Source organism: Actinocrinis sp. (assembly GCF_035653575.1).
Taxonomy (GTDB): domain Bacteria; phylum Actinomycetota; class Actinomycetes; order Streptomycetales; family Catenulisporaceae; genus Actinocrinis.
Window position 1 is genome coordinate 49,270 of sequence record NZ_DASRBQ010000118.1, and the last position, 25,558, is coordinate 74,827.

Genomic DNA, 25,558 nt, shown 5'->3' on the forward strand with positions numbered 1-25,558 from the left:
TGCCGAAGATACGGCAAAGTCGCGCCAACAGGCCGCCTTATGGCCTGAAGGCATCTTGATGCCTCGAATTTTTGACACTATGATGCTTGCATGCGTACCACCTTGACGCTCGACCCCGACGTGGCGGACCTTGTCGAAGATGCCGTCCACCGTATGCGCACGTCGATGAAGCAGGTCATCAACGACGCGTTGCGCCGTGCGCTCTCTCCGGCCGCTTCACAACGAGAGACGTACCACGTGCCCGTCCACGAAGCCGCGCTCCAGCCCGGCCTGGATCTGTCCGGGTTCAATCGCCTGGCCGACGAACTCGAAGACGCGGCGATCCTCGAGACGGTGAGGCGTCGCAAGTCGTGATCGTGCCCGATGTCAATCTCCTGCTCTACGCGGTCATCACCGCGTTCCCTCAGCACAAGGCCGCGCACGCATGGTGGGAGGAGACCATAAACTCCTCGGCCGAGATTGGCTTGGCGGCCCCCGCCGTCTTCGGGTTCATCCGGATCGCCACCAATCCCCGCGTCCTCAACCCGCCACTAACCGTGGAGGCCGCGACCGGACACGTTTCGGCGTGGCTCGCACAGCCAAATGTCAGCATCCTGACTCCGGGGCCACGCCACTTCGAACTCGCCTTCGACCTGCTGCGCGGAGTGGGGACCGGCGGCAACCTGACCACCGACGCCCAGCTAGCGGCACTCGCGATCGAGCGCAACGCGGAAATGTGCTCGAACGATACCGACTTCGCCCGCTTCCCTGGCCTGCGCTGGACTAACCCGCTGTCGGGCTAATCCAGCACCATACCCGTTCAACTGCTGTACTTAGCGCATCACGTGGGACCAGTGGCAGGCCGCGTAGCCGATCGAGATCAGCAGCACCACGTTGCGGCGTCTCGCCTCGGCGAACGCCTCCGCATGGACTCAGCCTCTCATATGGACCCAAGAGCGGATCGACTACGCAGCGCTGGAGTCACGCGGGTGAGGTCGTGAGACCCATGGCGCCGGCTTGAGCAGCGCCGACGATGCGGTAGACGGTGGCGGCGTCGGCTAGGTCGAGGAAGACGGGCGCTTCGTTGGTGGCCGCAGGGCTGAGCAGGGAGGCAGTCGCCTGGCCCGGCTGCTGCTGCGTGGCCGGGACGGCCAGGTTGAACGTCAGCGTTCCGGTGTCGGACAACGCCGCCGGACGCAGGTCCGACAGGGCTGCGGACACGATTCGGGGCCGCCGCAGGTTCCACACGGTCGCGACGCGCTGCGTGGTGACCAGGTAGGTGAAGCGACGAATCCGGGCGCGGCGCCACAGCAGTCGTCCGAACATCGAATGGATGCCAAAGGCTATGAAAGCCAGGACGGCGATGGCGAACGGCCAAGCGTGTTGTGAGATCGCGAGTGCTTCCATGATGCCGACCGCGGCGGTCCAAGCGACGCCGAACAGCGAGGTGTACACGTCGTGCGCGCCGTACCACCAGCGCACCCGGCCGGGCCGACCGATCCACAGCACCTGTTCACCCGGCATCGCTGTCCAACCCGCGGGCGTCGCGTCGGTGAGCGCAGGCAGGGAGTCGGCGGATGACCACGCGGTACTCGCCTCGCCGTGGGATAGCGCAGTGAGTGCCTGCTGGACTGCCGCGAGCGCCGTGCTGGCGTCCGCGCCGGAGAGCGCGGGCAGGACGGGCGTCGGCGCCTCGCGGCGGAAAGGCGACGGCACCGGCATGGGCCGTTTCGCCTGACGCCCGTCCCCGAATCGCAGGGTACTGGTGCCGTCGCCGTGCTGCACGAGCTCCGGCTTACGCAGTGAGCTGATGTACGCCGAGCTCGCGACGCGTACCCGCAATCCGCCGGTGATGATGACGCGCCGATCGGTCACCGCATATGTGACGCTTGCCCGCACACGCGGCTGGATGACCGCGAGGTAGATCAGGTATCCGACCGCCTGAACGAGCCCGCCGACCACAACGATCATGGTGAATGCGACGAGCCACCCCGGCTGCGAGTGTTTGAAGAGCGGCAGGATGAATAGGGCGAGCGCGATCGGCACGCCGATCACCAGGTAGAGCGCCATCCCGAGCTCCTGCGCGGAATGCCGCGCCCGTTGCGGACGACCGGTCCACAGGATGCGCTCCCCGGCGAACAAGACCTGCTCCGGTTCCACGTTCACTTCCGCCCCGCTCCCCGCCCCCGCCGCGTGGAAATCGCGGCCCGCTGCGCGATCGTCTCAAAGCCGTCGGCTCAGCTGTTCGGACTGTATATCCGGTCGTCGAGTTGTGCCAGGGGCCGCAGGCGCCGACCGAGCGCGGCGTGGTGTGTAATGGCGCTGATCGCTTGCGGAGGGAGGCCGACGTTGGTCGGATTGCAGGGGCGGGTGACCGGGCGGATCGCTCCGGGCCTGGTCGGCGAGGTGATGGTGAAGGTGCGCGGCGGCGCAGAGGCGTTCATGGCGTACGCCGCGGAGGCCGGCGAGCAGATCCCGGTCGGCACGATCGTGGTCGTGCTCGAATACCATCCGCCGCGCACGGTGTACGTTTCGGCGCTCTGACAGCCCTCTTACGAGACCCGGGTGTGCGTCCAAGGTTCGGCGGGTGTACACCAGTAGTGCGGAGACCCGCGGCATGGGGCTGCGGCTCCGCTTCCTACAGGGGGAAGTGAACAAACAGTGCCTTCGGCACTCATTCTCGCGGGGATCATCGCCGCCTGCGTCGTCCTGGCAGTGCTCATATTCAAGCTGATGTGGCGGGTGGCCGAACCGAACCAGGCTCTGCTGATCTCCGGTGCCCGCCACCGCATCGAGGGCGTCGACGAGGGCATGGGCTTCCGCATCATCACCGGCCGCGGCACCCTCGTGGTGCCCGGCGTGCAGGCGGTGCGCAAGCTCTCGCTCGACCTGAACGAGGCGGACCTGTCCGTGGACTGCGTCACCAGTCAGGGCATCCCGGTCCACGTCCAGGGCGTGGTGATCTTCAAGGTCGGCGACGACCGAGTCTCCATCGCCAACGCCGCCCGCCGGTTCCTCGACCAGCAGAACAACATGAACACCCGAGTGCACAACATCCTGGCCGGGCACCTGCGCTCGATCGTGGGCAGCCTGACCGTGGAGGAGATGATCCGGGACCGGGAGCGGCTGACCGAGCAGACCCGCGCCACCTCGGGCCACGAGATGGAGAAGCTCGGGCTGACCATCGACTCGCTGCAGATCCAGGAGATCGAGGACCCGACCGGGTATATCAAGGCTCTGGCCGCACCGCACACCGCGGCGGTTCAGCGCGACGCGCGCATCGCGCAGGCCGCCGCCGAGCGCACCGCCACCGAGGCGGAGGCCGAGGCGAACGCGCGCAAGGCCGAGGCGATCCGCAACTCGAACATCCAGCAGGCCGGCTACCAGGCCGAGGTCGACCAGGCCCAGGCGAAGGCGAAGATGGCCGGTCCGCTCGCGGAGGCCGCCGCCCGCCAGGAAGTCGTCGTGCAGGAGACGCGCGTCGCCGAGCTCGAGGCGCAGAAGCGCGAACAGCAGCTGCAGGTCGACGTGCGCAAGCCCGCCGACGCCAAAGCCTACGAGACGGTCACGCTGGCGCAGGCGCATCGCGAGTCCAAGGTGCACGAGGCGGAGGCCGAGGCCAAGGAGACCGAGCTGCGCGCCCTCGCCGAGGCCACCCGGATCAAGGCCGCCGCCGAGGCGGACGCCGCGGCCACCCGGGCCCGCGGCCAGGCCAGCGCGGAGTTCACTCGGGCCACCGGAGCCGCCGAGGCTGCCGCGGCCCAGGCGAAGGGTCTTGCCGAGGCCGAGGCCGCCAAGGCCAAGGGGCTCGCCGAAGCCGAGGCCGCACGGGCCAAGGGACTGGCCGAGGCGGAGGCGATCAAGGCGCGGGCCGCCGCGCTGGCGGAGAACCAGGAGGCCGTCATCGCCCAGCAGCTGGCCGAGAACTGGCCCGCGATCGTGCACGCCGGCGCCGAGGCCTTCGCGGGCGTGGACCACATGGTGGTGCTCAACGGCGCGGACGGCGTCAACGAGCTGCTGGCCAAGGCGCTGACCATGGGCGGCACCGGATTGGGGCTGGCCAGGCAGCTGCTGGCCGGGATGAACCCGGGCGCGGCGCACGCGGCCACGGACACCGATTCGGCTGAGAAGCCCTCGGACAATCACCTGGGAGTGATTGAGATCAAGTAGCGCGCAAGCGGTTCAGGTATTGCGCAGGTAGCGGACGCCGAAGCGGAACGTGCGAGTCTCGCCGGGCCTAAGACGCAGCGCACCTGCGCAATCCGCGCGGTTGAAGGCGTTCGTGACCACCTCGACCGGTTCCAGGGCGATGCTGCGGCGACGGTCGCGTGCGAGGGTGTCGCCGGTGAATACGTGCATTGAGCCGCCGAACTGCCAGACGCGGAGTTCGTCAGGAGCCTGTGTGTGACGCAGTACCGTCTCGCATCGCTGTTCGTGCTCGAACGCGAGATCGGTGAAGCAGGCGTCGATGACGAGGCCGCTCAACTTGCGCGGCAGACGGAAGTCCATCGCGGGGTTGTCGTCGAGCGGCTGGTACGCCGCAGCGCCGTCGAGCGGGATCAGCGCGTCATCGGTGCGGACGATGGTGCGCGCGGGAATCTGCAGCGTCCAGTCGTCGACGGTGCCGGAAAGGCGGAAGTAGGGATGCCAGCCGGCGGCGTACGGCGCGATGGACGTGCCCTGATTCGTCGCGCGGGTGGTGATCGCGATTTCGTCGCCGGTGATGAGGTAGGTGATCGCGAATTCGAGCTGGAACGGATAGCCGGAGTGCCGGCCGGAGTGGATCCGGGTGACGAAGGTCAGCTGGGCGCGGTCCGCGGAAACCACGGCTTCGGCGAGATCGAAGGGGAGCTCTCGCGCGAAGCCGTGGTAGCTCAACCGCGGGGAGGTCCGGCCAGCCGACTGGCCGGGCAGCAGGTCGTATTCGACGCCTGCGAACGTGTAGCGGGCGTCGGCGACGCGGTTCGGAAACGGCGCGAGCACCCCGTTGCGCACGCCGTCCTGGGCGAGCAGTTCGGCCTCGTCGCGGTAGCCGTCGGTCAGGTCGAACGGCGCGCCGAGCCGGTTCACCTCCCAGCGCAGCAGGGTCGCGCCACGCCGGGCCAGGATCACCCGGGCGGCGCCGTCGGGCGAGGTCACGATGACGACCGGCTCGAAGCCGAGGTGGCCGTGCTCGATCAGGTAGCCGCTCGGCGGATCTTCGTAGCCTGAGCCGGCCGTCATCTGCGTCATGTCAGCGGTCAGTCCGTCGTCGCGGCGAGCTTCTTCGCGCCGGTCATGATCGCGACCGCGTCCTCCATCGAGTGCGTCTTCGGCGTGATGACCCCGGCGCAGGCGCCGAGCCGCTGGATGTGGATGCGGTCGGCGACCTCGAACACGTTCGGCATGTTGTGGCTGATCAGGATGATCGCGAGCCCGTTGTCGCGCAGCTCGCGGATCAGCTTGAGCACCTGGCCGGTCTCCCGCACGCCGAGCGCGGCGGTCGGCTCGTCGAGGATGACCACCTTGCTGCCGAACGCGCCCGCGCGGGCGACCGCGACCGCCTGGCGCTGGCCGCCGGACAGCGTCTCCACCGCCTGGCCGATGTTCTGCAGGGTGCTGATGCCGAGGCGCTTGATGTGCTCGGCGGACTGCCGCTTCATCTCGCCGGTGTCCAGCATCCGCAGCACCGAGCCGAGCGGGCCCTTGCGGCGCACCTCGCGGGCCAGGTACAGGTTGCTCGCGATGTCGAGGGCCGGTGCGACCGCAAGGGTCTGATACACGGTCTCGATCCCGGCCTCGCGGGCGTCCTGCGGCCGGCGGAAGTGCACCTCGGCGCCGTTGACGCGGATGCTGCCGCGGTCCGGGACCAGCGCCCCGGACAGGCACTTGATCAGCGTGGACTTGCCGGCGCCGTTGTCGCCGATGACGGCCAGCACCTCGCCGGGGTACAGCGCCAGGTCCACGTCGTCGAGCCCGACGACGCGCCCGAACAGCTTCACCAGGCCGCTGGCCTCAAGGACCGGAAGGGTGCCTGCCGCGCTCATGCCTTCACGCTCCTGATCCACTGGTCGACGGACACCGCGGCGATCACCAGCAGGCCGACCGCGAGCACCTGGTAGTTGGGGTCGAGCCCGGCCAGCGCCAGGCCGTTGTCGAAGACCTGCACGATCAGCGCGCCGATCAGCGAGCCGACCACGACGCCGCGGCCGCCGAACAGGCTGGTGCCGCCGATGACCACGGCGGTGATCGACTCCAGGTTGGCGTTCAGGCCGCTGTTCGGGTCGCCGCCGCCGACCCGGCCGACCAGGATCCAGGCCGCGACGGCGATCGCGACCCCGGCGACCATGTACGCGCTCAGCAGCACCCGGTTCACCGAGATGCCGGCCAGCCGCGACGCCTCGATGTCGTCGCCGACCGCGTAGAGGTGCCGGCCCCAGGCGGTGTAGCGCAGCGCGAAGCCGATCACGAGGTAGAGCCCGATCATCATCAGCACGCCGGTGGTCAGGTGCAGCGAGCCGATCGAGACGGTGTTCCCGCTCCACAGCAGGAAGGCGCCGGGCTGCAGCGTCACCGTCTGGCCCTTGGCGTAGATGAGGGTGATCGCGGTGAAGATGCTCAGCGTGCCGAGGGTGACGATGAACGGCGGCAACTTGATCTTCGTCACCAGCAGGCCGTTGACAGCCTGGGCGAGCACCGCGATGACCGCGCCGACCAGCAGCGCCAGGACGCCGGGCACGTGCTGGTCGAATACGAGCTTTGACATGACCAGCGAGGCGAGCACCATCACGGCGCCGATCGACAGGTCGATGCCGGCGGTGAGGATGACCAGAGTCTGCCCGGCCGCGAGCGCGCCGACGACGGCGACCTGCTGCGCCACGAGGGAGAGGTTCTGCAGGTGGTAGAAGCGACTGTTGAGCAGGCCGAAGGCGACCGCGGCCAGGATCAGCACGATGGCCGGGCTCAGGGCGGGCTGCTTGTGCAGCACCGAGTGGACGCGCTGGCCCACGGTCGGCGGCCGGTTGAGGAAGTCCTCGGCCGTGGCCGGAGCGGCCTGGCCGTCTAGCGAGATGGTCACGGCAATCCCCTTCGATGGTGACCGGTGGAACGGGTGATCTGGTGCTCAGGTCGGATGGACGGGTGCGCCGGCACGTAGTGCGGACGCGTCGGCGCACCCGGGTCGGGCCCCCGGTTCAGGGCCGGGCGATCCGGTCGCCGGTCAGCTGCCCCAGCAGGCGGAGGCCGCGTCGGACGGGGACTGGACGGTCACGCCGGAGTAGCCCTTGAGCGCGACCAGCGCGGTGCCGGTGTCGAAGAAGTCCTTGCCCTGGGTCACGCTGGGCTTGGAGCCGCCGCGCGCCAGCTTGGCGATCGAGTCCACGCCGAGGGCGGCCATCTTGCCGGGGTACTGCACGGCGTCCGCGGTGAACTCGCCGCTGCTGACCAGCTTCAGGCCGGAGCAGCTGCCGTCGATCGCGTAGACGGCGACCTGGCTCTGCTTGCCCGCGGCCTTGAGCGCGTTGTACGCGCCTTCCGCGGCCGGCTCGTTGATCGCGTAGACCACGTTGATGTTCGGGTTCGCGGACAGGCAGTTCTCCATCGCGGTGCGGCCGCCGTCGATGGCGCCCTGGGTGGGCTGGTGACAGGCGATGGTGTACGTGCCGCCGCCGGTGTACGTCCCGGTCTTGGCCTCCTGGCCGTTCTCGGTGGCGCTGCCCGGGTTGATGCCCATGCCTTCCAGGAAGCCGTGGTCGCGGTCGATGTCGACGGAGACGACCTGGTTGTTGAACAGGTCGAGCATGGCGATGACCGCCGGCTTCCCGCCGAGCGCGGCGGCCGCGTACTGGCCGTCGAGCTTTCCGGCGGCGGTGTTGTCGGTGGCGTAGGTGATGTCGGCGGTGCTCGGCGGGTTCGGCGCGGTGTCCAGCGCGATGACGAACAGGCCGGCCTGCTTGGCCTGGTTGAGCGCGGCGTTGACCGCGTCGCCGTTGGTGGTGATCAGGATTCCCTTGTCACCGCGGGCGATCGCGTTGTCGATCGCGGTGATCTGGCTCTGGGTGTCGCCGTCCTTGGTGCCGGCCGCGACGGTGAGGTTCACGTTGTCCTTGGCCGCGGCGGTCTTGGCGTCGTTCTCCATGCTGACGAAGTACGGGTTGGTCAGCGTCTTGAGGATCAGCGAGACGCCCACCGCGGAGCCCGAGCCGGAACCCGAGCCGCCGGAGCCTGCGGAGGTGCCGCCGGAGGAGGAGCTGCAGGCCGCGAGGGCGGCGACAGCGCACAACGCGGTCGCCGCGGCGGCCGCGCGGGTGCGCCGGCTCAGGCGCGGCGCGTGGGTGCTCGTCGTCGAGCTGTCCATGGTTCAAGCCTCTCTGGGACGTACGCGGGGTGAGGGTGGTAGCCGGAGGTCGGGTCTTGTGTCCCGGTGCGGCCCGATCGAAATTCGCGAGGGGCGAGAAATTCCGCGGGAACCTCGGGACAACGTTGTCTCGCCGGGATACTCTCTCTTATGCGAGAATGCGTCAAGCCACAGGCAGAGACCCATAGGCAACGAGTCGGTAACGCAACCCTCGGGAGAGACAACGATGCCTCACGCGGAACCTGGTCCATCGCGGCCGGCCGGACGGCCCACCATGCGGGACGTCGCGGCGCTGGCCGGGGTGGCGATCAAGACCGTCTCCCGCGTGGTCAACGGGGTCAGCACGGTCGATCCCGCGCTCGCCGCCCGGGTCCGTGAGGCGGCCGACAAGCTGGGCTACCGGCCGAACCTGACGGCAAGCAATCTGCGCCGCAGCGACGGGCGCACCGCCACCATCGGCATGCTGGTCGAGGACGCGGCGAACCCGTTCTCCGCGGCGCTGATGCGCGCGGTCGAGGACACCGCCCGGCGGCGCCACGTGCTCGCGCTCTTCGGCAGCCTCGACGAGGACGCGACGCGAGAGCGCGAGCTGGCCGGGGCGTTCATCGACCGGCGGGTGGACGGGCTGCTGATCGTTCCGGCCGGGCATGACCACAGCTACCTGATCAAGGAGCGCGCGGCCGGGACCTGCCTGGTGTTCGTCGACCGCGAGCCGAAGCTGCTGGACGCCGACGCGGTGCTCTCGGACAACCGGACCGGGGCGATCAACGCGGTGAATCACCTGCTGGCCGGCGGACACCGGCGGATCGCGTACCTCGGTGACCGGCTGTCCATCTCCACGGCCGCGCAGCGTTTCGAGGGCTATCGGCACGCGCTGGAACTGGCGCGGGTGCGGCCGGACGAGCAGATCGAGTGGCACGAGGCGAGTTCGGAGCAGGCCGCGATCGAGGCGACCGAGCGGATGCTGCGGCTGCCGGATCCCCCGACCGCCGTGTTCACCGGGCAGAACCTGGTCACGATCGGCGCGAGCCGGGCGCTGCGCGCGCTGGGCCTGCAGGACGAGGTGGCGATGGTCGGGTTCGACGACTTCCCGCTCGCGGACATGCTGCGGCCGGGGATCACCGTCGTGGCGCAGGACATCGAGGCGCTCGGCCGGATCGCCGCGGAGACCCTGTTCCGCAGGCTGGACGGCGATACCTCGCCGACCAGCACGCACATCGTCCCGACGCGCCTGATCACGCGCGGCTCCGGGGAAATCGCGGCCCCGGCGGCGCGCGGCAAGCAAAGCCGAGACAGGATGAGCTCGTGACGGAGTATCTCCAGGCCGAGCCGCCCTCGGCCGACCGACTCGGCCCGGCGTCCGGCCGGCCGCGGCTGACCGTGATCGGGGAAGCTCTGATCGACCTGGTGCCGGGCTCCGGCCCCGGCGACTATCAGGCGCGGCCGGGCGGCAGTCCGTTCAACGTCGCGATCGGCCTGGCGCGGCTCGGTCATCGCGCGACCCTGATGGCGCGGCTCGCGGACAACGCCTTCGGCAGGCAGCTGCGCGAGCACGCCGCCGCGGAGGGCGTCGATTTGAGCAGCGCGCCGCAGGCCACCGAGCCGACGACGCTCGCGGTGGTCTCCCTGGACGCGGAGGGCCACGCCGGGTACGACTTCTACCTCGACGGCACCGCCGACTGGCAGTGGACTGACGCGGAGCTGGCGCGGATCCCGCCGGACACAGCGGTGCTGCACGTCGGCTCGCTCGCCTCCTGGACGCAGCCCGGCGATCGGCACATCCGCGCCGCGGTGGCCCGATCGCGGCAGCACGGCAGCACTCTGATCAGCTATGACCCGAATATCCGTCCTCTGCTGCTCGGGAGCTCGGAACAGGCGCGGCCGCTCGTCGAGGACTTCGTCTCGGTGGCGCACCTGGTCAAGGCCAGCCGCGAGGACATCGAGTGGTTGTACCCGGGAACGGGTATCGCAGAAGTCGGTGATCGGTGGCTGAAGCTCGGCGCGCTGGCCGTCGTGATCACGGACGGCCCGGACGGAGCGCATCTGCTGCGTCCGGACGCCGCACCGGTGCACCGGCCGGGCCGCAAGATCCGGCTGGTGGACACGATCGGGGCCGGCGACGCGTTCACCTCCGGCCTGCTCGGCGGCCTGGTGCGGCGGGGGCTGCACCCGCCGGAGCGACTGAGCCAGTGCTCTGCCGAACTGCTGGCGGAGACGGTCGATGAAGCAGTGCTGATCTCGGCGCTCACCTGCGAGCGGGTCGGCGCCGACCCGCCCTTCGCCGCCGCGTTGGCGTGAACGGAGCCGGTCACCGCGACCCGCGGCGGCCGGCTCGATCTTCGGGACGGGGCTGAAAGTCTCAACGACGGAGCGGGCTATCCCGTGATGACCTGCGTCCATGTCGCGATCCAGGCGGCCTCGCCCGCTCTTGGTTGACACGAACGCGGCCTGGCGCCTACGGTCCCGGGCACATCGCTGAGACCCAATGTCTCAGCGAGCTGATGGTTTTGGGCGCGCGGCGAAGGCCGGCGCGAGGGCACCCCGGAACACCAGCGCGCCGGGAAGTTTCCGGCGGCACGGTTTCGATCTGCACCTGACCATGTCCATCAGTGAGGAGCGAACGACCTTGTTTGCGTCAACAGGGCGCGGGCGAACGCCCGGGTCCCGCCCCGGCCTGCGCCGCGCCGCCGTCGCCTGCGGCGTAGCCGCCCTCGGCTCGAGCGCAGTCGTCGCCGTGACGGCGGGCGGGGCCAGCGCCGCGTCCGGCTGTCAGGCCACGTATTCGATCACCAGCCAGTGGAGCACCGGTTTCGGCGTCAGCGTCGCGGTGACCAACCTCGGCGCGCCGATCAGCTCGTGGAACGTCGGCTGGAGCTTCCCCGGCAACCAGCAGATCACCCAGCTGTGGAACGGCACTTACACCCAGAGCGGTTCGAACGTCTCCGTCGCGAACGTCTCCTACAACGGCTCGGTCGGGACCAACGCGGCCCTCTCCTTCGGCTTCAACGGCTCGTATTCGGGCACGAACGCGGCTCCCGCGCAGCTCACCCTGAACGGCACCGTGTGCAACGGCTCGGTGAGTTCGACCTCTGCCACGCCGAGCCCCACCTCGGCGTCGCCGACCCCGACGCCGAGTTCCAGCCCGAGCAAGAGCCCGACGCCGAGCCCCAGCGCCAGCCCGACTCCGTCGTCCTCGCCCTCCTCGAACCCCGGTGCGGGCACGTGGGTGGCCGCACCGGTGAACCAGTTCAGCGGCGGACCGGCCACGTTCATGTGGCTGATGAGCGACGGCAGCATCCTGTCCAACGGCGCGGACCTGCACCAGTGGGTCAAGCTGGTGCCCGACGCGTTCGGCAGCTACGCCAACGGCCACTGGGTCTCGCTGGCCACCAGCCCCTACGGCCTCGGCGCGGCGCAGGAGCACATCCTGCCGGACGGCCGCTTCTACCAGGCCGGCGGCGAATACGTGTACTTCTGGCCCTCCGGCAGCTCCGCCAACGACCACAACGGCGTGCAGCTGTACAACCCGGTGACCAACACCTGGAGCCTTGGCCAGTCCGGCCTCTACGGCAACCTGTGGGACACCGGAAGCGCCAGCCTGCGCAACGGCTCGATCGTCTCCAGCGACCAGCGCACCCCCAGCACGCAGATCTTCAGCCCCGCCACCAACAGCTGGACCGCGGCCGGATCCCGGCCCACCACCTCCGGTGAAGACGGCTGGGTGCCGCTCTCGGACGGCTCGGTGGTCTCCGTGGGCAACTACGGCGCCTACCGCTTCGACCCGACCAACAACACCTGGCACACCCTGGCCACCCCGCCCTCCGGCTACGCCAACGGCAACGTGGACTCTTCCATGGTCACCGAGATGTACAACGGCAAGATCTTCGTGGCCGGCAGCAACACCACCGCGATCTACACCCCCGGCTCCACCACCAGCAGCCCCGGCAGCTGGGTGACCGGACCGCCAACGCCTCAGGGCACGTACACCGACGACGTGTACACCAGCGTCGAACCCAACGGCAAGGTCATCTTCGACTCGGTCAAGTGCAGCTGGCTCACCAACCAGTGCGGCTCCGCGTCAGGACCGATGATCGACGAATATGACCCCAGCACCAACTCCATCAGCACCATTCCCGAACCCCCCGACTCCTCCGGACAGGTCGTCAACTTCCTCGACCTGCCCAACGGCCAGGTCATGGGCGCCGCCGGCGGCCGCAACTGGATCTGGACCCCGGTCGGCGGACCGCAGGACTCCTGGCGCCCCACCGTCACCAGCGTCACGGCCAACTCCGACGGCTCCTACCACCTGGCCGGCACCCAGCTGTCCGGCTTGGTGGCTACCGGCGAGGACGACTTCCAGGCCCCGGAGAACTACCCGATCGTCTACCTGAAGGACAGCGCTGGCCACGTGTACTACGCCCGCACCTACAACTGGAGCTCCGAGGTACCCAGCAAGCCTGGCGAAGCGCAGACCACTGAGTTCGCGCTGCCCTCAGGCCTCGCGCACGGTACGTACTCGCTGTACGTGTCGTCGTGCGGCGTCTCGTCCCTGGCTGCCTACTCGTTCACGTACTGATGCCGCACCTTTCGACACTCCTGATGCAGCGGTAATCGCTACGTGAGCGCAGGCGCGGGCGGTCGACACAGGCCGCCCGCGCTCTGTTCTCCTGCCGCCGGGCGGCCGAAGGTTGCGCGGCCCGAGCCGACATCGGACGGCGCCAGCGCTTATGGTCGGCAGCATGAGCACGAATGACGACTCCCCCAGCCCGGACACGCTGCGCAGCGTGCGCGTCGACCGGATCGCCGCCGGACGGTACACCGCGACCAATCCGCGCGGCGTGACGATCGACCTCGGCTCCGGCGACGAGCTCTTCTCGCCGGTCGAGCTGCTGCTGGCCGCGATCGGCGGCTGCACCGCGATCGACGCCGACGTCGCGACCAGCCGGCATGCCGAGCCGACCGGGTTCTCGGTCACCGTGACCGGCCACAAGATCAAGGACGACCAGGGCAGCCGGATGACAGACCTCGAAGTCACCTTCCGGGTCTCCTTCCCCGAGGGCGCACAGGGCGACGCGGCCCGCGCGATCCTGCCGCGCGCGGTGAAGCTGTCGCACGACCGGCTGTGCACGGTCAGCCGCACCGTCGAGATCGGCACGCCGGTCAAGTCGGTGGTCGCGGACCAGGGATGAGAGCGGCGTCCGGCCCCCTTGACCGATAGTCTATGCACAGATAATCTGCGTACAGACTAATCGGAGAGGGGACAGGTCATGTGGCAGTACGAGCACTCCATCGAGACCGACGCGGCTGCAGAGGCGCTGTGGGCGCGCTGGGCCGATGTGGCCACGTGGGCCGAGTGGAACGCGGACATCGAGAAGGTGGAGCTGGAGGGGCCGTTCGCGGCCGGCAGCCGCATCACGATGACGCCGCACCTCGACGAGCCGGTGCTCCTGCGGCTCGTCGAGGTGCGCGAGCACGAGACCTTCGTCGACGTCGCGGAGTTCGGCGGGGTGGTGATCCGCACAATGCACCGGCTTGAGCGGCTGAGCGCGGATCGCACCCGCATCACCTATCGGACCGAGATCACCGGGCCGGCCGCGGGCGAACTCGGTCCGCAGGTCGGTCCGGCGATCACCGCGGACTTCCCGGAGACGATGGCGGCGCTGGCGCGCGCGGCCGGTGGCCGTGTCGATAGCGGTGTCGATGGCGGTGTCGGTGGCGAGGCCGCGGCGGGCGGTGGAGCCGGCGCCAAGAAGGAGGCCGAAGCCGCGGCGGGCCACAAGTCAGGGGCCGAGGACTGATGGCCTTGCAGCCGGCCGAGAGTCCGGGGTTCCTGCTGTGGCACGCGACGCTGCGCTGGCAGCGCGCGGTCACGGCCGCCCTCGCCCCGCTGGACCTGACGCATGTGCAGTTCGTCCTGCTGGCCTGCGCCTGGTGGGCCGGCCGGCAGGGCGAGCCGCCGAACCAACTCGCGCTGGCCGGGCAGGCGGGCACGGATGTGAAGATGACCTCCTCCGTGCTCGCCGCGCTGGAAAGCAAGGGCCTGATCGTTCGAGAGACCGACCCCCGTGACACCCGCGCCAAGCGAGTCGCGGTCACCGAGCGCGGCGCCGCGTTGGCGCCGCAGGCGATCGAGGCGGTGGAGCGGGCGGACGCGGAGTTCTTCCGGCCCGTCAAGGCGCAGGACGCGCTGGAGCTGCTGCGTCGCCTGACCGAGGACCGCTGACCGGCGCTGACAAGAGTTGAGCCCGCCACTGTCAGCTCGTGTCAGGGCGGTGTCAGCGCCGCGTGCGACCTTGAGCCCATGACACAGACAAAGGTTGCGGCGACAACGGTCGACGCCGCGGTGTCCACGCGGGGCCTGGTCAAGAAGTTCGGGGACCAGGTGGCCGTCGACGCGGTGGACCTCGACGTGGCGACCGGGACCGTGTTCGGGTTGCTCGGGCCGAACGGCGCCGGGAAGACCACCATCGTGCGGATGCTGGCCACGCTGCTGGCCCCGGACGGCGGCACGGCCTCGGTCGGCGGCTTCGACGTGGTGCGGCAGGCACACGCGGTGCGCCGGGTGATCGGCCTGACCGGCCAGTACGCCTCGGTCGACGAGGCGCTCAGCGGCCGGGAGAACCTTTACATGATCGGGCGGCTGCTGGACATGCCGGCCAAGGCGGCGCGCACTCGCGCCGACCAGCTGCTGGAGACCTTCGGGCTCAGCGACTCGGCGAAGAAGCTGGCCAAGCACTACTCCGGCGGCATGCGCCGCAGGCTGGACCTGGCCGCCTCGCTCGTCGGCACCCCGCAGGTACTCTTCCTCGACGAACCGACCACCGGGCTCGACCCGCAGCGGCGCAACGACCTGTGGGACATCGTGCGCGAGCTGGCCTGGAACGGGACCACCGTGCTGCTGACCACGCAGTACATGGAGGAGGCCGAGGCGCTGGCCCGGCAGATCGCGGTGATGGACCGCGGTCGGATCATCGCATCCGGATCGCCCGAGGAGCTCAAGCACCAGGTGGCCGGGCGGCGGCTGCGGGTGCGTCCCGCGGACGCGATCGACCTGCCGGTCCTCCAGGCGCTGATGGCTGAGGTGCTGGGCACCGCACGGGAGGAGGGCATCGGCCAGGTGAGCGGTCCGCTCGCCGAGGACGAGCAGCTGAACCTGGTGCTGCGCGAGATCGCCGCCAAGGAGATCGCGCTCGCGGACGTCAGCACGTTCACGGCCTCGCTTGACGAGGTCTTCATCACGCTGACCGGCACGAGCGCCGGCGGCGACAGCGACGGCGGGACTCGAAAGGAAGAGCACTGATGAGCGCGGTGGAGGCAAGCGCGGCGGACACGGCGCTCGCGCGGCCGGGAACCAGCAGGGGGGTTTCCGGCCGGGTGTCGTTCGCCGAGTGGCTGCGGCACAGCGGGACGATGATCCGGCGGAACCTGCTGTCGATCAAGGCGGATCCGGAAGAGCTCATGGACGTCACGATCTTCCCGCTGATCATGACGGTGCTGTTCACGTACGTGTTCGGCGGGGCGATGAAGAACAGCGTCAACGGGAACTACCTGGAGTTCCTGGTGCCGGGCATCCTGGCGCAGATGCTGACCTTCGGCACCATGTACACCGGGATCAAGCTGAGCAACGACTTCTCCAAGGGCGTGATCGACCGCTTCCGCTCACTGCCGATCGCCCGCTCGGCCGTCCTGAACGGACACATCGTGGCGGCGCTGATGCGGCTGCTGATCGCGGCCGTGATCACCACGGCCTCGGCAGTGGCGCTGGGTTTCCGCGTGCACACCTCGCCACTGGCCTTCCTAGCCGGAATCGGAGTGCTGATGACGCTCGGCCTGGCGATCTCGTGGGTGGCGGTGTACATCGGCTCGACCGCGAAGACTCCGCAGGCAGTGCAGGGCGTGGGTCAGCTGGTGCTGTTCCCGATGATGTTCGCCTCGTCCATCTTCGCGCCGACCACCACCATGCCCGGCTGGCTCCAGGCCTTCGTGAAGATCAACCCACTGACGACGGCCGCGGACTCGGCCAGGGCACTGATGATCGGCGGGCCGGCGTTCCACGCGGTATGGGTCACGCTGCTGTGGTCCGCGGGGCTGACGGCGGTGTTCGCGCCGCTCGCGGTGCGGGCCTACAAGCGGCGCAGCTGACGGCCGTGCCTGACGCCGGGTCAGGCCGCCAGCAGGTCGGCCTGCTCGCGGGCCAGGGCCAGGGCCGCTTCGGGGGAAAGCGCCCGGCCCTCGGCGAAGGCGCGCTCGTACTCCGCGGAGCCGAGCGCGCCGCGCGCCGCGCTCACGGCCCGCGCCACGTCGATGTGCCGGGCCGGGGGCAGCACCGCGGGCCGGATCGCCGTCGCCGCGCCAAGCAGCACGGCGGAGAGGCGCGGCTGCTGCGCTGCCTGGGCCGCGGCCGCCAGGCCCTCGACGCAGGCGGCCACGTCGGGGCGGTCGTAGAAGAGCTTGGTCGCCGCGATCAGGCCGGCCCGCAGGTGCTCGGCGGCCTCGCGCGGCCGGCCGCGGTCCGCGGCCAGCAGGCCGGAGCTGATCTCGTACTGGGCGCGGAACGGGCCGAGGTAGCCGCGCTCGGCGGTCGAGCGTCCCGCCGCCAGGTGCCGCGCCGCGGCGTCGAGGTCGCCGCGGCGCCGGGCGAATTCGGCCCGGCTGAGCATCAGGTAGGTGCGGATCTCCACCGAGGCGGCGCGGTCGACCAGGCGTTGCTCGGTCTGCGCGATGATCTGGTCCGCCTGCTCCGGCTCGCCGAGGAACTCGTGCTCCCAGGCCATTTGCAGGCCGAGCATCCCGAGGTCGCCGGTGGCGCCGAGTTCCTCGGCCACCTCGGCGGCCTCGGCGTAGGTCTCCAGCGCCGCGCGGTGCTCGCCGCGCATGCTCTGTACGTAGCCGAGCGCCTGCCCGGTCTCCGCGATACCCCAGCGGTCGCCGGTGCGGCGGAACAGCTCCAGCGCCTGGCGGGTGCACTGCTCGGCCGCGGCGGTGTCGTCGTCGGCGAGCATGCGCGAGCGGAACATGAGGATCAGGCCGACGTCCCAGTCCTTGCCCGCGGCCTCGGCCGCCGCCTGCACCTCGTCCAGCGTCTGCGAGATTCCGTCCGCGCCGAACATGGCCAGCAGCAGTTCGACCATGATGCCGATCGTGTGATAGCCGCCGACCTCGCGGAAGATCGCCCGCGAGCGCTCCAGCAGCGCCCTGGTCTCCTCGACTTCGACTCCCGTGTCAAGGCCGGTGATCGCACGTAACGCGAGGACCAGCGCGTATTGCGCGGAGGAAGTCTCCCCCGCGCTCTCGGCCAATTCCGCGACCGCGGTGTAGAGCGGCTGCGTGTCACGGCGGCCACGCAGCATCCAGTACCAGCTCAGATTGGTGGACAGGCGCAGCGCCTTGGCGACGTCGCGGCGCTCAAGCGTCCAGTTCAACGCGGCGCGCAGGTTGTCGTCCTCGGCGTCCAGCCGCGCGATCCACTGCAGCTGCTCGGGGCCGCGCAGTTTGGGCTCGGCGGTGGCGATCAGGTTCGCGTAGTGGGCGGCGTGCCGGTCGCGGGCAGTCCGCTCGCAGCCGATCTCAGTCAGCCGGTCGCGGGCGTATTCGCGGATCGTTTCCAGCAGCCGGTACCGCATCGTGCCGTCGTCGAGCCGGTCGGCCACCACCAGCGACTTGGCGACCAGGCGGCCGAGCACGTCGAGCACGTCGGTGCCGACCACCGCGTCCAGGTCCTCAAGGCTCGCCCCGCCCACGAACACCGAGCAGGCCGCCAGCACCTCCCGCTCGGCGGCGTCGAGCAGGTCCCAGCTCCAGTCCACCACCGCGCGCAGCGTCTGCTGGCGCGGCAGGGCGGTGCGGGCGCCGTTGGTCAGCAGCCGGAACCTGTCGTCGAGCCGGTCGGCGACCTGACGCGGGGTCAGCAGGTTGAAGCGGGCCGCGGCCAGCTCGAGGGCGAGCGGGATGCCGTCGAGCCGCCGGCAGATCTCCGCGAGCGCCTCGCCGTCGGGGCCGTCGGTGGCCAGGTCGGGCCGCACCGCGCGGCCGCGTTCGAGCAGCAGTTGCATCGCCGCGTATTCGCCGAGCCTGGACTGCTCGGCCTCGACCGGCGGCACCGGCAGCGGGTCGATGGGCAGGCGCACCTCGCCGGGCACGGCCAGCGGCTCGCGGCTGGTGGTCAGGATGGTGACCTGCGGGCAGCGGTCCAGAATGAGCGCGGCCAGGTCGGCGGCCGCGTCGACCACGTGCTCGCAGTTGTCCAGGACCAGCAGCATCCTGCGATCGGCGAGCGTGGCCGCGATGCGGGTGCGGTAGTCGCCGTGGTCGATGGCGCGGCGGGCCCGCTCGGTCACCACCAGGTCGCGGCCGCCCACCGCGGTCAGCACCTCCGCGGCGACCGCCTCCGAGCCGACCGGGGCGAGTTCGGCGACGACCGCGCCGTCTCGCGCGTAGGCGACGGCTTTGGCGACGGAGGTCTTCCCCGCTCCCCCGGCGCCGACCAAGGTGAGCAGGCGGGTGGTGTCCAGTCGCGCGCTGATCTCGGCGATCAGGTGATCGCGGCCGATGAGCCGGACGCCGCCGGGCGCGAGCCGAGGTGCGATGGCCGCCGCGGGACCAGCCGGCGCGGATTCGTTCGGGAACCCGTCGTGCTCGGGTCCCGGCGCGGGGGCGGATTCGGCGAGCGCGCGCACCTTCCAGCACTCGGCCTCGACCCGGCGCGCCTCGTCGGCCAGGTCAGGCACGTCCGCGAACTCGGCCAGCGGCTCGGGACCGGCCAGGCTCAGCGCCTCGCGGGCCGCGATCGCGGTCCCCTCGGCGATCAACCGGTCGAACCGGGAGAGGTCCACCTGCTCGGGACCGAGCGCCAGCAGGTAGCCGTTGGGCCGGGATATCACGGCGTCGGCCCCGAGCACCCGGCGCAGCCGAGAGATGAGCGCTTGCAGCGCGTTGGCGCTCGGCGGTTCGCCGTCCCAGAGCTGATCGGCGAGGTATTCGGCGCGCCGCGGGACGCCCGGGCTCAGCGCGAGCAGCGCGAGCAGGGACCGCAACCGGCGCCCGGGGATCTCGAGCAGCGTGCCGTCGCGGCGCGCCTCGACGCCGCGCAGCACCGACACCCGCAGGCCGGGCGGCTGTGTCTGGTGATTCTTCGGACTGGCCACCTCGGGCGAGTTCGAAGAGCCGGTCTGGTCCACGCGCCCATTCTCACCGATCAGCCGCTTGGGCGGCGCGCCTATTACGCCCAGGGCGAACAGCGGGATCGGCGAACGGCCGGCTTCCCGGCGAACGCACGAGGACGGCGGCGGCGCGGCTTACCCGCGAGGGTCCGCGCCGCAGATCAGTGCGCGCCGTTGAGCTTCGGATCGTGCGCGGGAGCCGGTGCGGCGGCCTCGGCCTCCTCCTCGCCTTCAGCCTCCTGCTGCTCGGCGCGTCCGGCGTCCAGCTTGCGCAGCTGCTTGGTCATCGACTTGCCGAGGAACCAGGTGACCAGGCCGATGACCACCACGATGAGGAAGCCCATCATGCCGGGCCCCACCCACGGGGTGTTGTCGTTGACGGTGGCCGCGGCCAGCGGGTGAACCGCGCCGACGGCGGCGAGAACGGTGCTCATCACATGCCTCCCGGACTGCTCTCAGTATCCAGCAGGCCCAGCAGATACGCACCGTACCCGCTCTTGAGCAGCGGCTCGGCCAGCTCGCGCAGCCGCGCCGAGTCGAGGAACCCGGCCCGCCACGCGGCCTCCTCGACGCACCCTATCTTCAGGCCCTGACGTTCCTCGATCACCCGGACGTACTCGGCGGCCTGGACCATCGAGGCGAAGGTGCCGGTGTCCAGCCACGCGGTGCCGCGGTCGAGCACGGAGACGGTCAGCTCCCCGGCCTCCAGGTAGGCCGCGTTCACCCCGGTGATCTCCAGCTCGCCGCGGGCGCTCGGCTTGAGCGCCTTGGCGATCTCGACCACGCGGTTGTCGTAGAAGTAGAGGCCGGGCACCGCGTACCGGGACTTCGGCTTGGCCGGCTTCTCCTCGATCGAGACCGCGCGGCCATTCTCGTCGAACTCGACGACGCCGTAGGCGCTCGGGTCGGCGACCGGGTAGGCGAAGACCAGCCCGCCCTTGAGGTCGGTGTGGTTGCGCAGCTGCCGCCCGAGCCCGACGCCGTGGAAGATGTTGTCGCCCAGCACCAGTGCGACCGACTCGTCGCCGATGAACTGCTCGCCGAGGATGAATGCCTGCGCCAGCCCCTCAGGACGCTCCTGCACCGCGTACTCGAGGCGCAGGCCGAACTGCGAGCCGTCGCCGAGCAGCCGCTGGAACGCCGCCTGGTCCTCCGGCGTGGTGATGATCAGGATCTCGTCGATCCCGGACATCACCAGCGTGGACAGCGGGTAGTAGATCATCGGCTTGTCGAAGACCGGCATGAGCTGCTTGGAGATGGCCTTGGTGATCGGCCACAGCCGCGAGCCGGTGCCGCCTGCCAGGATGATTCCGCGCATAAGTGGACAGCCTATCGGTCGGGTTGCTGAGCGCAGACCCACGGTACCCGAAGGGCCGCGGCCATTGGACGCGGGTCCGGCGGCGTCCGAGCGACGCGCGGTTCCGCGATCCGGCCGGCCTCGACTCAGCCCCGGGGCAGTTGGGCGAGAAGGTTCTTGTTCCAGATCATGATCTCTTCGCCGGGCAGCTGCACGGTCCGCACCGGGGGGCCGAACTGCGCGATCGCCTGCTCCGGCCGCGCGTAGACGGAACTGCCCGCGCCGAGGCCGAAGACGATGAAGTCGGCATAGTGCTTCTCAGGGTCGTACCACGTCGAGTTGGAATCCCACACGTACTGCACGATGCCTTGCGGCTCTGTGTTGAGCGGTCGCACCTGTACCGCGCCGCCGGACGCAACCGTGATGTTGTTCGCGTTCCAATACCCGCCGAGCCCGTAGGTGTAGCCGTGTGCCTTAAGCCAGATCTCCGCGCCGGAGGCATCCGCCGGCGCGCTCGGTTGGCTCGCGTGGTACATCAGCACTCCGCAGAACGCCACGGCCAGAGCGCCGAGCGTGGCGATGAGCCTGCGGTCCGCGGCGATCCGCGATCCGAGCACTCTGCCGGCCAGCGCGGCACCGAGCGGCAGCACCACCGCGATCTCGCGGGCGCCGCCCTCGATCTCGGTGCTGAACACGAAGGCCACCAGGTTCAGCAGCAGTCCGATCGTCAGCAGTCTGACGATCGGATCCACGTCGCGCGTCAGCCGCCGCGCGGACTTGACCAGTGCGACGGTGACCAGCGCGGCCCCGGACAAGTGCAGCAGCGTGATGACGGTTTCGGCGGGAGTGAGGTTGCCGCCCGCCGGGTTGGCGCCGATCAGCGGCATGCCGAAGAAGTCGGCCGCGAACAGCCGCAGGTAGTAGCCGATCGCCTCCCAGAGTGAGGTGGCCATCTGGTCGGCGCCGGTGAAGGCGAGGCTGGGCGGGCGCATCAGATAGCCGCCGAGTTGGTGGATCAGGCGGGGTACCTCGACACCGGCGATCACGGCGAGCAGCACCGCGCAGAACTCGGCGAGCTGGGCCCGGCGCTCACCCTCGCCGTGCCACAGCCTCAGCGCGCAGAGCAGTGCGATCCCGCTGCCGCCGACGAGCAGCGCCGTGCTGTCGCTGATTCCGGCCCAGGCGAGCAGCAGGAAGAGCAGCGCGGGCCGATACCAGCGCTGCGGGACGCGTTCGTAGACCAGGTAGAGGAGCACCAGCGGAACCGCGGTGCCGAGATGGTCCGGTGAGGAGAGCACGACGATCGTGCCCGGCCCGGCCGTGGGCGCGATCATGACCACGATCACGATCAGCGCCCTGGCGAAAGCCTCCCTGCCGACGGCGCGGCCGCGGGCCAGCACACAGGCCAGCAGCACCAGGAGCGTGTAGGTGATCGCCGCGCTGATCGCCACGACGTCGCCGTCCAGGCCGTGCAGCGCCTCGACGAGCAGGTACTCGGGTAACTCGGTCAGGTAGAAGGAGACGTCTGTCAGGCTCCAGTGGCTTAGCAGCAGATTGCCGTGGAGCATGTCCCACGCTTGCAGCGCGTTACTCGACCCGTCCGCGTTGAGTGGCTGGGTCATCGCCTGGTGCAGGTACAGCACGAACAAGGTCGCCGCCAGCAACGGCAGACCCGCGAGCGCGATCGCGTGCGACCGGGCCCAGCGCCGCGCCGCGCCGACTTTGCGCACGGACGCCGCCGGTCGCCCGGCAACGTCCGGCTCGGCCTCGGCGGCCGGCTGCGGTTTGCCGGTGTCGTCGAGCACGCCGGACATCAGTCCGCGCCAGCCCGATGGTTCGCCGTGGACTGGTCTGCCGCGTGGCCGCCTGCGCCGTGGTACTCCGCGCCGCGCGGCAGGTACGACAGGTCGGTGCGGCCGGTGAGACCGTCGCGCAGGCCGCGCAGGATGGCGCGTACGTGGGTGCGGCGTTCGGGCTCGAATACCGCGGTCGCGGCCAGCCAGCGGGCCATGAACAGAGCGTTGATGAGCGCGAAGCCGGGAAGGGCGCGGCCGTGCTCGCGGGTGAGCACCATGCCGTTGCGGGCGACCCAGTAGTGCCGCCAGGCCGCGTAGTGCAGCACCCGGACCGGGACGAACAGCAGGCGGTGGTCGCGCCCGTCGCCGATCGAGTGCGGCAGGACGAGGTTCTTGTCCCGCACGATGCGCACCCCGGCCCGGCGCAGCCGCAGGCAGAAGTCGATGTCCACGCAGTCGACGAAGAAGTCCTCACGGAAGCCGGGCACCGCTTGGAAGCACGACCGGCGCACCAGCATGCCGGAGGTGATGACGCTGTAGCGGTCCGAGACGTCGCCGTGCAGGACCGACAGGGTCTCGTACTGACCGCCCTTCTCCGCGTCGATCGGCGCGGGGCCGACCACGCCGATGGTCGGATCCTCCAGGTGCTTGGCGAGGCCGGGCACCAGGTCCGGCGGCAGGACCGAGTCCTGGTCGAGGAAGAGCACCGCGCCGCACTCCGCGGGCACCTCGCGCAGCCCGAGGTTGAGCGCGGCGGCCAGGCCGAGATTGTGCCCGGAGCGCAGGACCCTGACGTTCGGGTGGTCCAGCTTCTCCGCGCTCGACGCGCTCTCGGCCGGGGTGTTGTCCGCCACGATCACCAGGGCGCAGCCGACCAGCGCGGACTCGACGACCTGCGCGAGGCGTTCGTCCGGGTGGTACGCGGTGACGATCGCGGTGATCGGGCCGATCGGTTCAGTGTCTCGGGTCTCACCGGGCGGCACGATAGGTGGCTCCCTCAGGCAGGTAACGAAGGCTGATGCGGCCGAGCAGGCCGTCGCGCGCGCCGCGCAGCAGCGCGGCCGAGTGGTTGGCTCGGGTGTCCTCGAAGGCGGCGGTGCGCCAGGTCCAGGAGGCGAGGAAGAGCACCGCCTTGAGCGACCAGAGCGGGTCGCGGCGCAGGTTCTCGCGCAGCAGGGTCGCGGCGCCGCGGGCGATCCAGTAGAGCCGCCAGGCGGGATAGTGCACGACCTGCACCCGCAGCGGGCCGAGCCGGTGCGGGCGCCGGTCGCCGAGCGAGTGCGGCAGCTTGAGCCGCTGGTCCTGCACGATGCGCAGGCCGGTGCGGCGCAGCCGCAGGCAGAAGTCGATGTCTACGAAGTCGACGAAGAAGTCCTCGCGGAACCGGCCGACCCGCTCCAGCGCGTCGCGGCGGATCAGCATCCCGGAGGTGATCACGTCGGTGCGGTCGGCGACCTCCGAGCGCAGCGCGGCGAGGTTGTCGTAGGAGGAGTCGTGCGCGGCGTCCCAGGGCGTCGGCGCGGCGATGCCGATCGTCGGGTCGTCGAGGTAGGCGGCGAGCGCGGCCACCACCTCGCCGGGCAAGGCCGAGTCCTGGTCGAGCAGGAGGACCGCCTCGGCGTCCTCGGGCAGTTCGGCGATGCCGAGGTTCAGCGCGGCCGCGAGGCCGAGGTTCGCGCCGGGTCGCAGGACCTTGACGCGGCCGCGCCCCTCGGTGCCGTCACCGCCGAGCCCGGTGAGCTTGTCGGCCACGGTCGGCTCGGCGCCCGGCGTATTGTCCACGACGATGACGGTCGAGCAGCTCTCCAGGGCCGACTCGACGACGGCGGTGAGCCGGTCGTCCGGGTGGTACGCGGTCGCGACGGCCGCGATGCGCATGGTCGCAGCGTTCGATGCCATAGCTAGCCCTGATGCCTGATCACTTCTTCAATCCCTGATCACTTCAACCGCAGCCCGGGCGGATTGGCGCCCTCGGGCAGGTAGCGGGCGGCGGCCCGGTTCAGCAGGCCGTCACGTACACCGCGGGTCAGCGCCGGCAGGTGGTGGCGGCGGTCCGGTTCGAACAGCGTGGTGGAGACGAACTTGCGGCCGAGGAAGACGGCCATCGGCAGGAAGCCGAGCGGGTGCTTGCGCACGTTGTCCATGGCGAACCGCATGCCGTTGCGGGCGATCCAGTAGTGCCGCCAGGCCGGGTAGTGGATCACGCGCACGGTCAGCGGGCCGAGCTTGTGCTCGCGCCGGTCCCCCATCGAGTGCGGCAGCTTGATCCGGTAGTCCTGCACGATGCGCGCGCCGGTGCGGCGCACGTCGACGCAGAAGGCGATGTCCACGAAGTCGTTGAACAGGTCCTCGCGGAAGGGGATGCGGTCGATCAGCTCGCGGCGCACCAGCATCCCGGAGGTGATGACGGCCTCGCGGTCCACGGTCGAGTCGTGCAGGCCCGCACCGACGTTGTAGAACTTCTCGTGCTTGGCGTCCCAGGGCGTCGGCGCCGCGACCCCGATCGTCGGATCGTCGCGCAGGTGCGCGGCCAGGCCTGGGATGAGTCCTTCCGGCAGCACCGAGTCCTGGTCGAGCAGCAGCACCGCCTGGGCGTCCGGCGGCAGTTGCTTCACGGCCAGGTTCAGTGCGCCGCCGAGCCCGAGGTTGCTGCCGATCGCGATCACCTCAATGCGCGGATCGTCCAGCTTCGAGGCGAGGCTCGGGGACCCGGCGGGCGTGTTGTCCGCGATGACGACGCGGGTGCAGTCCGCGAGCGCGGATTCGACGACCGCGGCCAGCCGTTCATCGGGGTGATAGGCGGTCAGGATCGCCGTGACGGCCGGGATCTGGGTGTTTCGAGCCGACTCGGTCGGGCTCTGGCCGGTCGGCTCTTGCTGGGCGGACACCAGGCGGCACTCCTTGTTCGCGACGCTTCGCGCGTCGGCCGAGCGTATCGTCTCCTTTGACGCGGCGCTAATCTTCGCAGGTCACGGCCCGATTGTGGAACTCG

Annotated in this window: 24 protein-coding genes and 1 pseudogene; 12 read left to right on the forward strand and 13 right to left on the reverse strand. The window is 70.3% G+C overall.

Features of this window, described 5'->3' with window-relative positions; all coding sequences use genetic code 11:
- Positions 1-90 precede the first annotated feature (90 nt).
- Positions 91-354, forward strand: a complete 264-nt coding sequence (locus VFA06_RS16625) for a CopG family transcriptional regulator (protein WP_324841492.1) — start codon at positions 91-93, stop codon at positions 352-354.
- Positions 351-782, forward strand: a complete 432-nt coding sequence (locus VFA06_RS16630) for a type II toxin-antitoxin system VapC family toxin (protein ID WP_324841493.1) — start codon at positions 351-353, stop codon at positions 780-782. The genes VFA06_RS16625 and VFA06_RS16630 overlap by 4 nt, the downstream gene beginning before the upstream one ends.
- A gap of 36 nt (positions 783-818) precedes the next feature.
- On the opposite strand, the pseudogene VFA06_RS26100 reads toward VFA06_RS16630, so the two are convergent.
- Both VFA06_RS26100 and VFA06_RS16635 read right to left on the reverse strand, forming a co-directional pair.
- Positions 819-905: pseudogene (locus VFA06_RS26100) on the reverse strand (DUF255 domain-containing protein); the annotation flags it as partial.
- A 55-nt stretch (positions 906-960) separates the two neighbouring features.
- Positions 961-2,145, reverse strand: a complete 1,185-nt coding sequence (locus tag VFA06_RS16635) for a hypothetical protein (protein WP_324841494.1) — start codon at positions 2,143-2,145, stop codon at positions 961-963.
- A gap of 183 nt (positions 2,146-2,328) precedes the next feature.
- On the opposite strand from VFA06_RS16635, the gene VFA06_RS16640 reads away from it, so the two are divergent.
- Positions 2,329-2,523: a hypothetical protein gene (locus tag VFA06_RS16640; RefSeq protein WP_324841495.1), complete on the forward strand. Its 195-nt coding sequence runs from the start codon at positions 2,329-2,331 to the stop codon at positions 2,521-2,523.
- A gap of 189 nt (positions 2,524-2,712) precedes the next feature.
- Positions 2,713-4,149, forward strand: a complete 1,437-nt coding sequence (locus tag VFA06_RS16645) for a flotillin family protein (RefSeq protein WP_349260214.1) — start codon at positions 2,713-2,715, stop codon at positions 4,147-4,149.
- A 12-nt stretch (positions 4,150-4,161) separates the two neighbouring features.
- On the opposite strand, the gene VFA06_RS16650 is transcribed toward VFA06_RS16645, so the two are convergent.
- The 4 genes from VFA06_RS16650 to VFA06_RS16665 all read right to left on the reverse strand — a co-directional run bounded on the left by VFA06_RS16650 (position 4,162) and on the right by VFA06_RS16665 (position 8,314).
- Complete coding sequence (locus VFA06_RS16650) at positions 4,162-5,211, reverse strand: hypothetical protein (protein WP_324841497.1); 1,050 nt, start codon at positions 5,209-5,211, stop codon at positions 4,162-4,164.
- An 8-nt stretch (positions 5,212-5,219) separates the two neighbouring features.
- Positions 5,220-6,005: an ATP-binding cassette domain-containing protein gene (locus VFA06_RS16655; RefSeq protein WP_324841498.1), complete on the reverse strand. Its 786-nt coding sequence runs from the start codon at positions 6,003-6,005 to the stop codon at positions 5,220-5,222.
- Positions 6,002-7,036 (reverse strand): ABC transporter permease, encoded by a 1,035-nt coding sequence (locus tag VFA06_RS16660; protein ID WP_324841499.1) that lies wholly within the window; start codon positions 7,034-7,036, stop codon positions 6,002-6,004. Before VFA06_RS16660 ends, VFA06_RS16655 begins: the two co-directional genes overlap by 4 nt.
- Positions 7,037-7,177: 141 nt before the next feature.
- Positions 7,178-8,314: a substrate-binding domain-containing protein gene (locus VFA06_RS16665; protein WP_324841500.1), complete on the reverse strand. Its 1,137-nt coding sequence runs from the start codon at positions 8,312-8,314 to the stop codon at positions 7,178-7,180.
- Positions 8,315-8,588: 274 nt separating this feature from the next.
- On the opposite strand from VFA06_RS16665, the gene VFA06_RS16670 reads away from it, so the two are divergent.
- The 8 genes from VFA06_RS16670 to VFA06_RS16705 all read left to right on the forward strand — a co-directional run bounded on the left by VFA06_RS16670 (position 8,589) and on the right by VFA06_RS16705 (position 16,456).
- Positions 8,589-9,623: a LacI family DNA-binding transcriptional regulator gene (locus tag VFA06_RS16670; RefSeq protein ID WP_324841501.1), complete on the forward strand. Its 1,035-nt coding sequence runs from the start codon at positions 8,589-8,591 to the stop codon at positions 9,621-9,623.
- Complete coding sequence (locus tag VFA06_RS16675) at positions 9,620-10,612, forward strand: carbohydrate kinase (protein ID WP_324841502.1); 993 nt, start codon at positions 9,620-9,622, stop codon at positions 10,610-10,612. Before VFA06_RS16670 ends, VFA06_RS16675 begins: the two co-directional genes overlap by 4 nt.
- A 436-nt stretch (positions 10,613-11,048) precedes the next feature.
- On the forward strand, positions 11,049-12,890 hold the full coding sequence (locus VFA06_RS16680; RefSeq protein WP_324841503.1) for a cellulose-binding domain-containing protein: 1,842 nt from the start codon (positions 11,049-11,051) through the stop codon (positions 12,888-12,890).
- Between the two features lie 163 nt (positions 12,891-13,053).
- A complete protein-coding gene (locus VFA06_RS16685; RefSeq protein ID WP_324841504.1) occupies positions 13,054-13,503 on the forward strand; it encodes an OsmC family protein in 450 nt (149 codons plus the stop codon).
- A 78-nt stretch (positions 13,504-13,581) separates the two neighbouring features.
- Entirely contained in the window at positions 13,582-14,112 is a 531-nt protein-coding gene (locus VFA06_RS16690; protein ID WP_324841505.1) for an SRPBCC family protein, read from the forward strand.
- A complete protein-coding gene (locus tag VFA06_RS16695; protein ID WP_324841506.1) occupies positions 14,112-14,537 on the forward strand; it encodes a MarR family winged helix-turn-helix transcriptional regulator in 426 nt (141 codons plus the stop codon). The genes VFA06_RS16690 and VFA06_RS16695 overlap by 1 nt, the downstream gene beginning before the upstream one ends.
- Before the next feature lie 78 nt (positions 14,538-14,615).
- The gene (locus VFA06_RS16700) at positions 14,616-15,614 is read left to right on the forward strand and encodes an ATP-binding cassette domain-containing protein (RefSeq protein ID WP_324841507.1); all 999 of its coding nucleotides are present in this window, start codon (positions 14,616-14,618) and stop codon (positions 15,612-15,614) included.
- Positions 15,614-16,456: an ABC transporter permease gene (locus VFA06_RS16705; RefSeq protein ID WP_324841508.1), complete on the forward strand. Its 843-nt coding sequence runs from the start codon at positions 15,614-15,616 to the stop codon at positions 16,454-16,456. Before VFA06_RS16700 ends, VFA06_RS16705 begins: the two co-directional genes overlap by 1 nt.
- Before the next feature lie 20 nt (positions 16,457-16,476).
- Here the strand turns inward: VFA06_RS16705 and VFA06_RS16710 are convergent, their stop codons facing one another.
- The 7 genes from VFA06_RS16710 to VFA06_RS16740 form a co-directional block, all read right to left on the reverse strand.
- Entirely contained in the window at positions 16,477-19,491 is a 3,015-nt protein-coding gene (locus VFA06_RS16710; protein ID WP_324841509.1) for an ATP-binding protein, read from the reverse strand.
- A gap of 143 nt (positions 19,492-19,634) precedes the next feature.
- Positions 19,635-19,907 (reverse strand): hypothetical protein, encoded by a 273-nt coding sequence (locus VFA06_RS16715; RefSeq protein ID WP_324841510.1) that lies wholly within the window; start codon positions 19,905-19,907, stop codon positions 19,635-19,637.
- The gene (rfbA, locus tag VFA06_RS16720) at positions 19,907-20,791 is read right to left on the reverse strand and encodes a glucose-1-phosphate thymidylyltransferase RfbA (RefSeq protein WP_324841511.1); all 885 of its coding nucleotides are present in this window, start codon (positions 20,789-20,791) and stop codon (positions 19,907-19,909) included. Before rfbA ends, VFA06_RS16715 begins: the two co-directional genes overlap by 1 nt.
- Before the next feature lie 125 nt (positions 20,792-20,916).
- Positions 20,917-22,584, reverse strand: a complete 1,668-nt coding sequence (locus VFA06_RS16725) for a hypothetical protein (protein WP_324841512.1) — start codon at positions 22,582-22,584, stop codon at positions 20,917-20,919.
- Positions 22,584-23,549 carry a glycosyltransferase gene (locus tag VFA06_RS16730; protein ID WP_324841513.1) on the reverse strand — a complete coding sequence of 322 codons (966 nt, stop codon included), beginning with the start codon at positions 23,547-23,549 and terminating at the stop codon, positions 22,584-22,586. Before VFA06_RS16730 ends, VFA06_RS16725 begins: the two co-directional genes overlap by 1 nt.
- Positions 23,536-24,444, reverse strand: coding sequence for a glycosyltransferase (locus VFA06_RS16735; protein ID WP_324841514.1), 909 nt, complete (start codon positions 24,442-24,444; stop codon positions 23,536-23,538). The genes VFA06_RS16730 and VFA06_RS16735 overlap by 14 nt, the downstream gene beginning before the upstream one ends.
- Positions 24,445-24,503: 59 nt before the next feature.
- A complete protein-coding gene (locus VFA06_RS16740; RefSeq protein ID WP_324841515.1) occupies positions 24,504-25,454 on the reverse strand; it encodes a glycosyltransferase in 951 nt (316 codons plus the stop codon).
- Between the last annotated feature and the right edge of the window lie 104 nt (positions 25,455-25,558).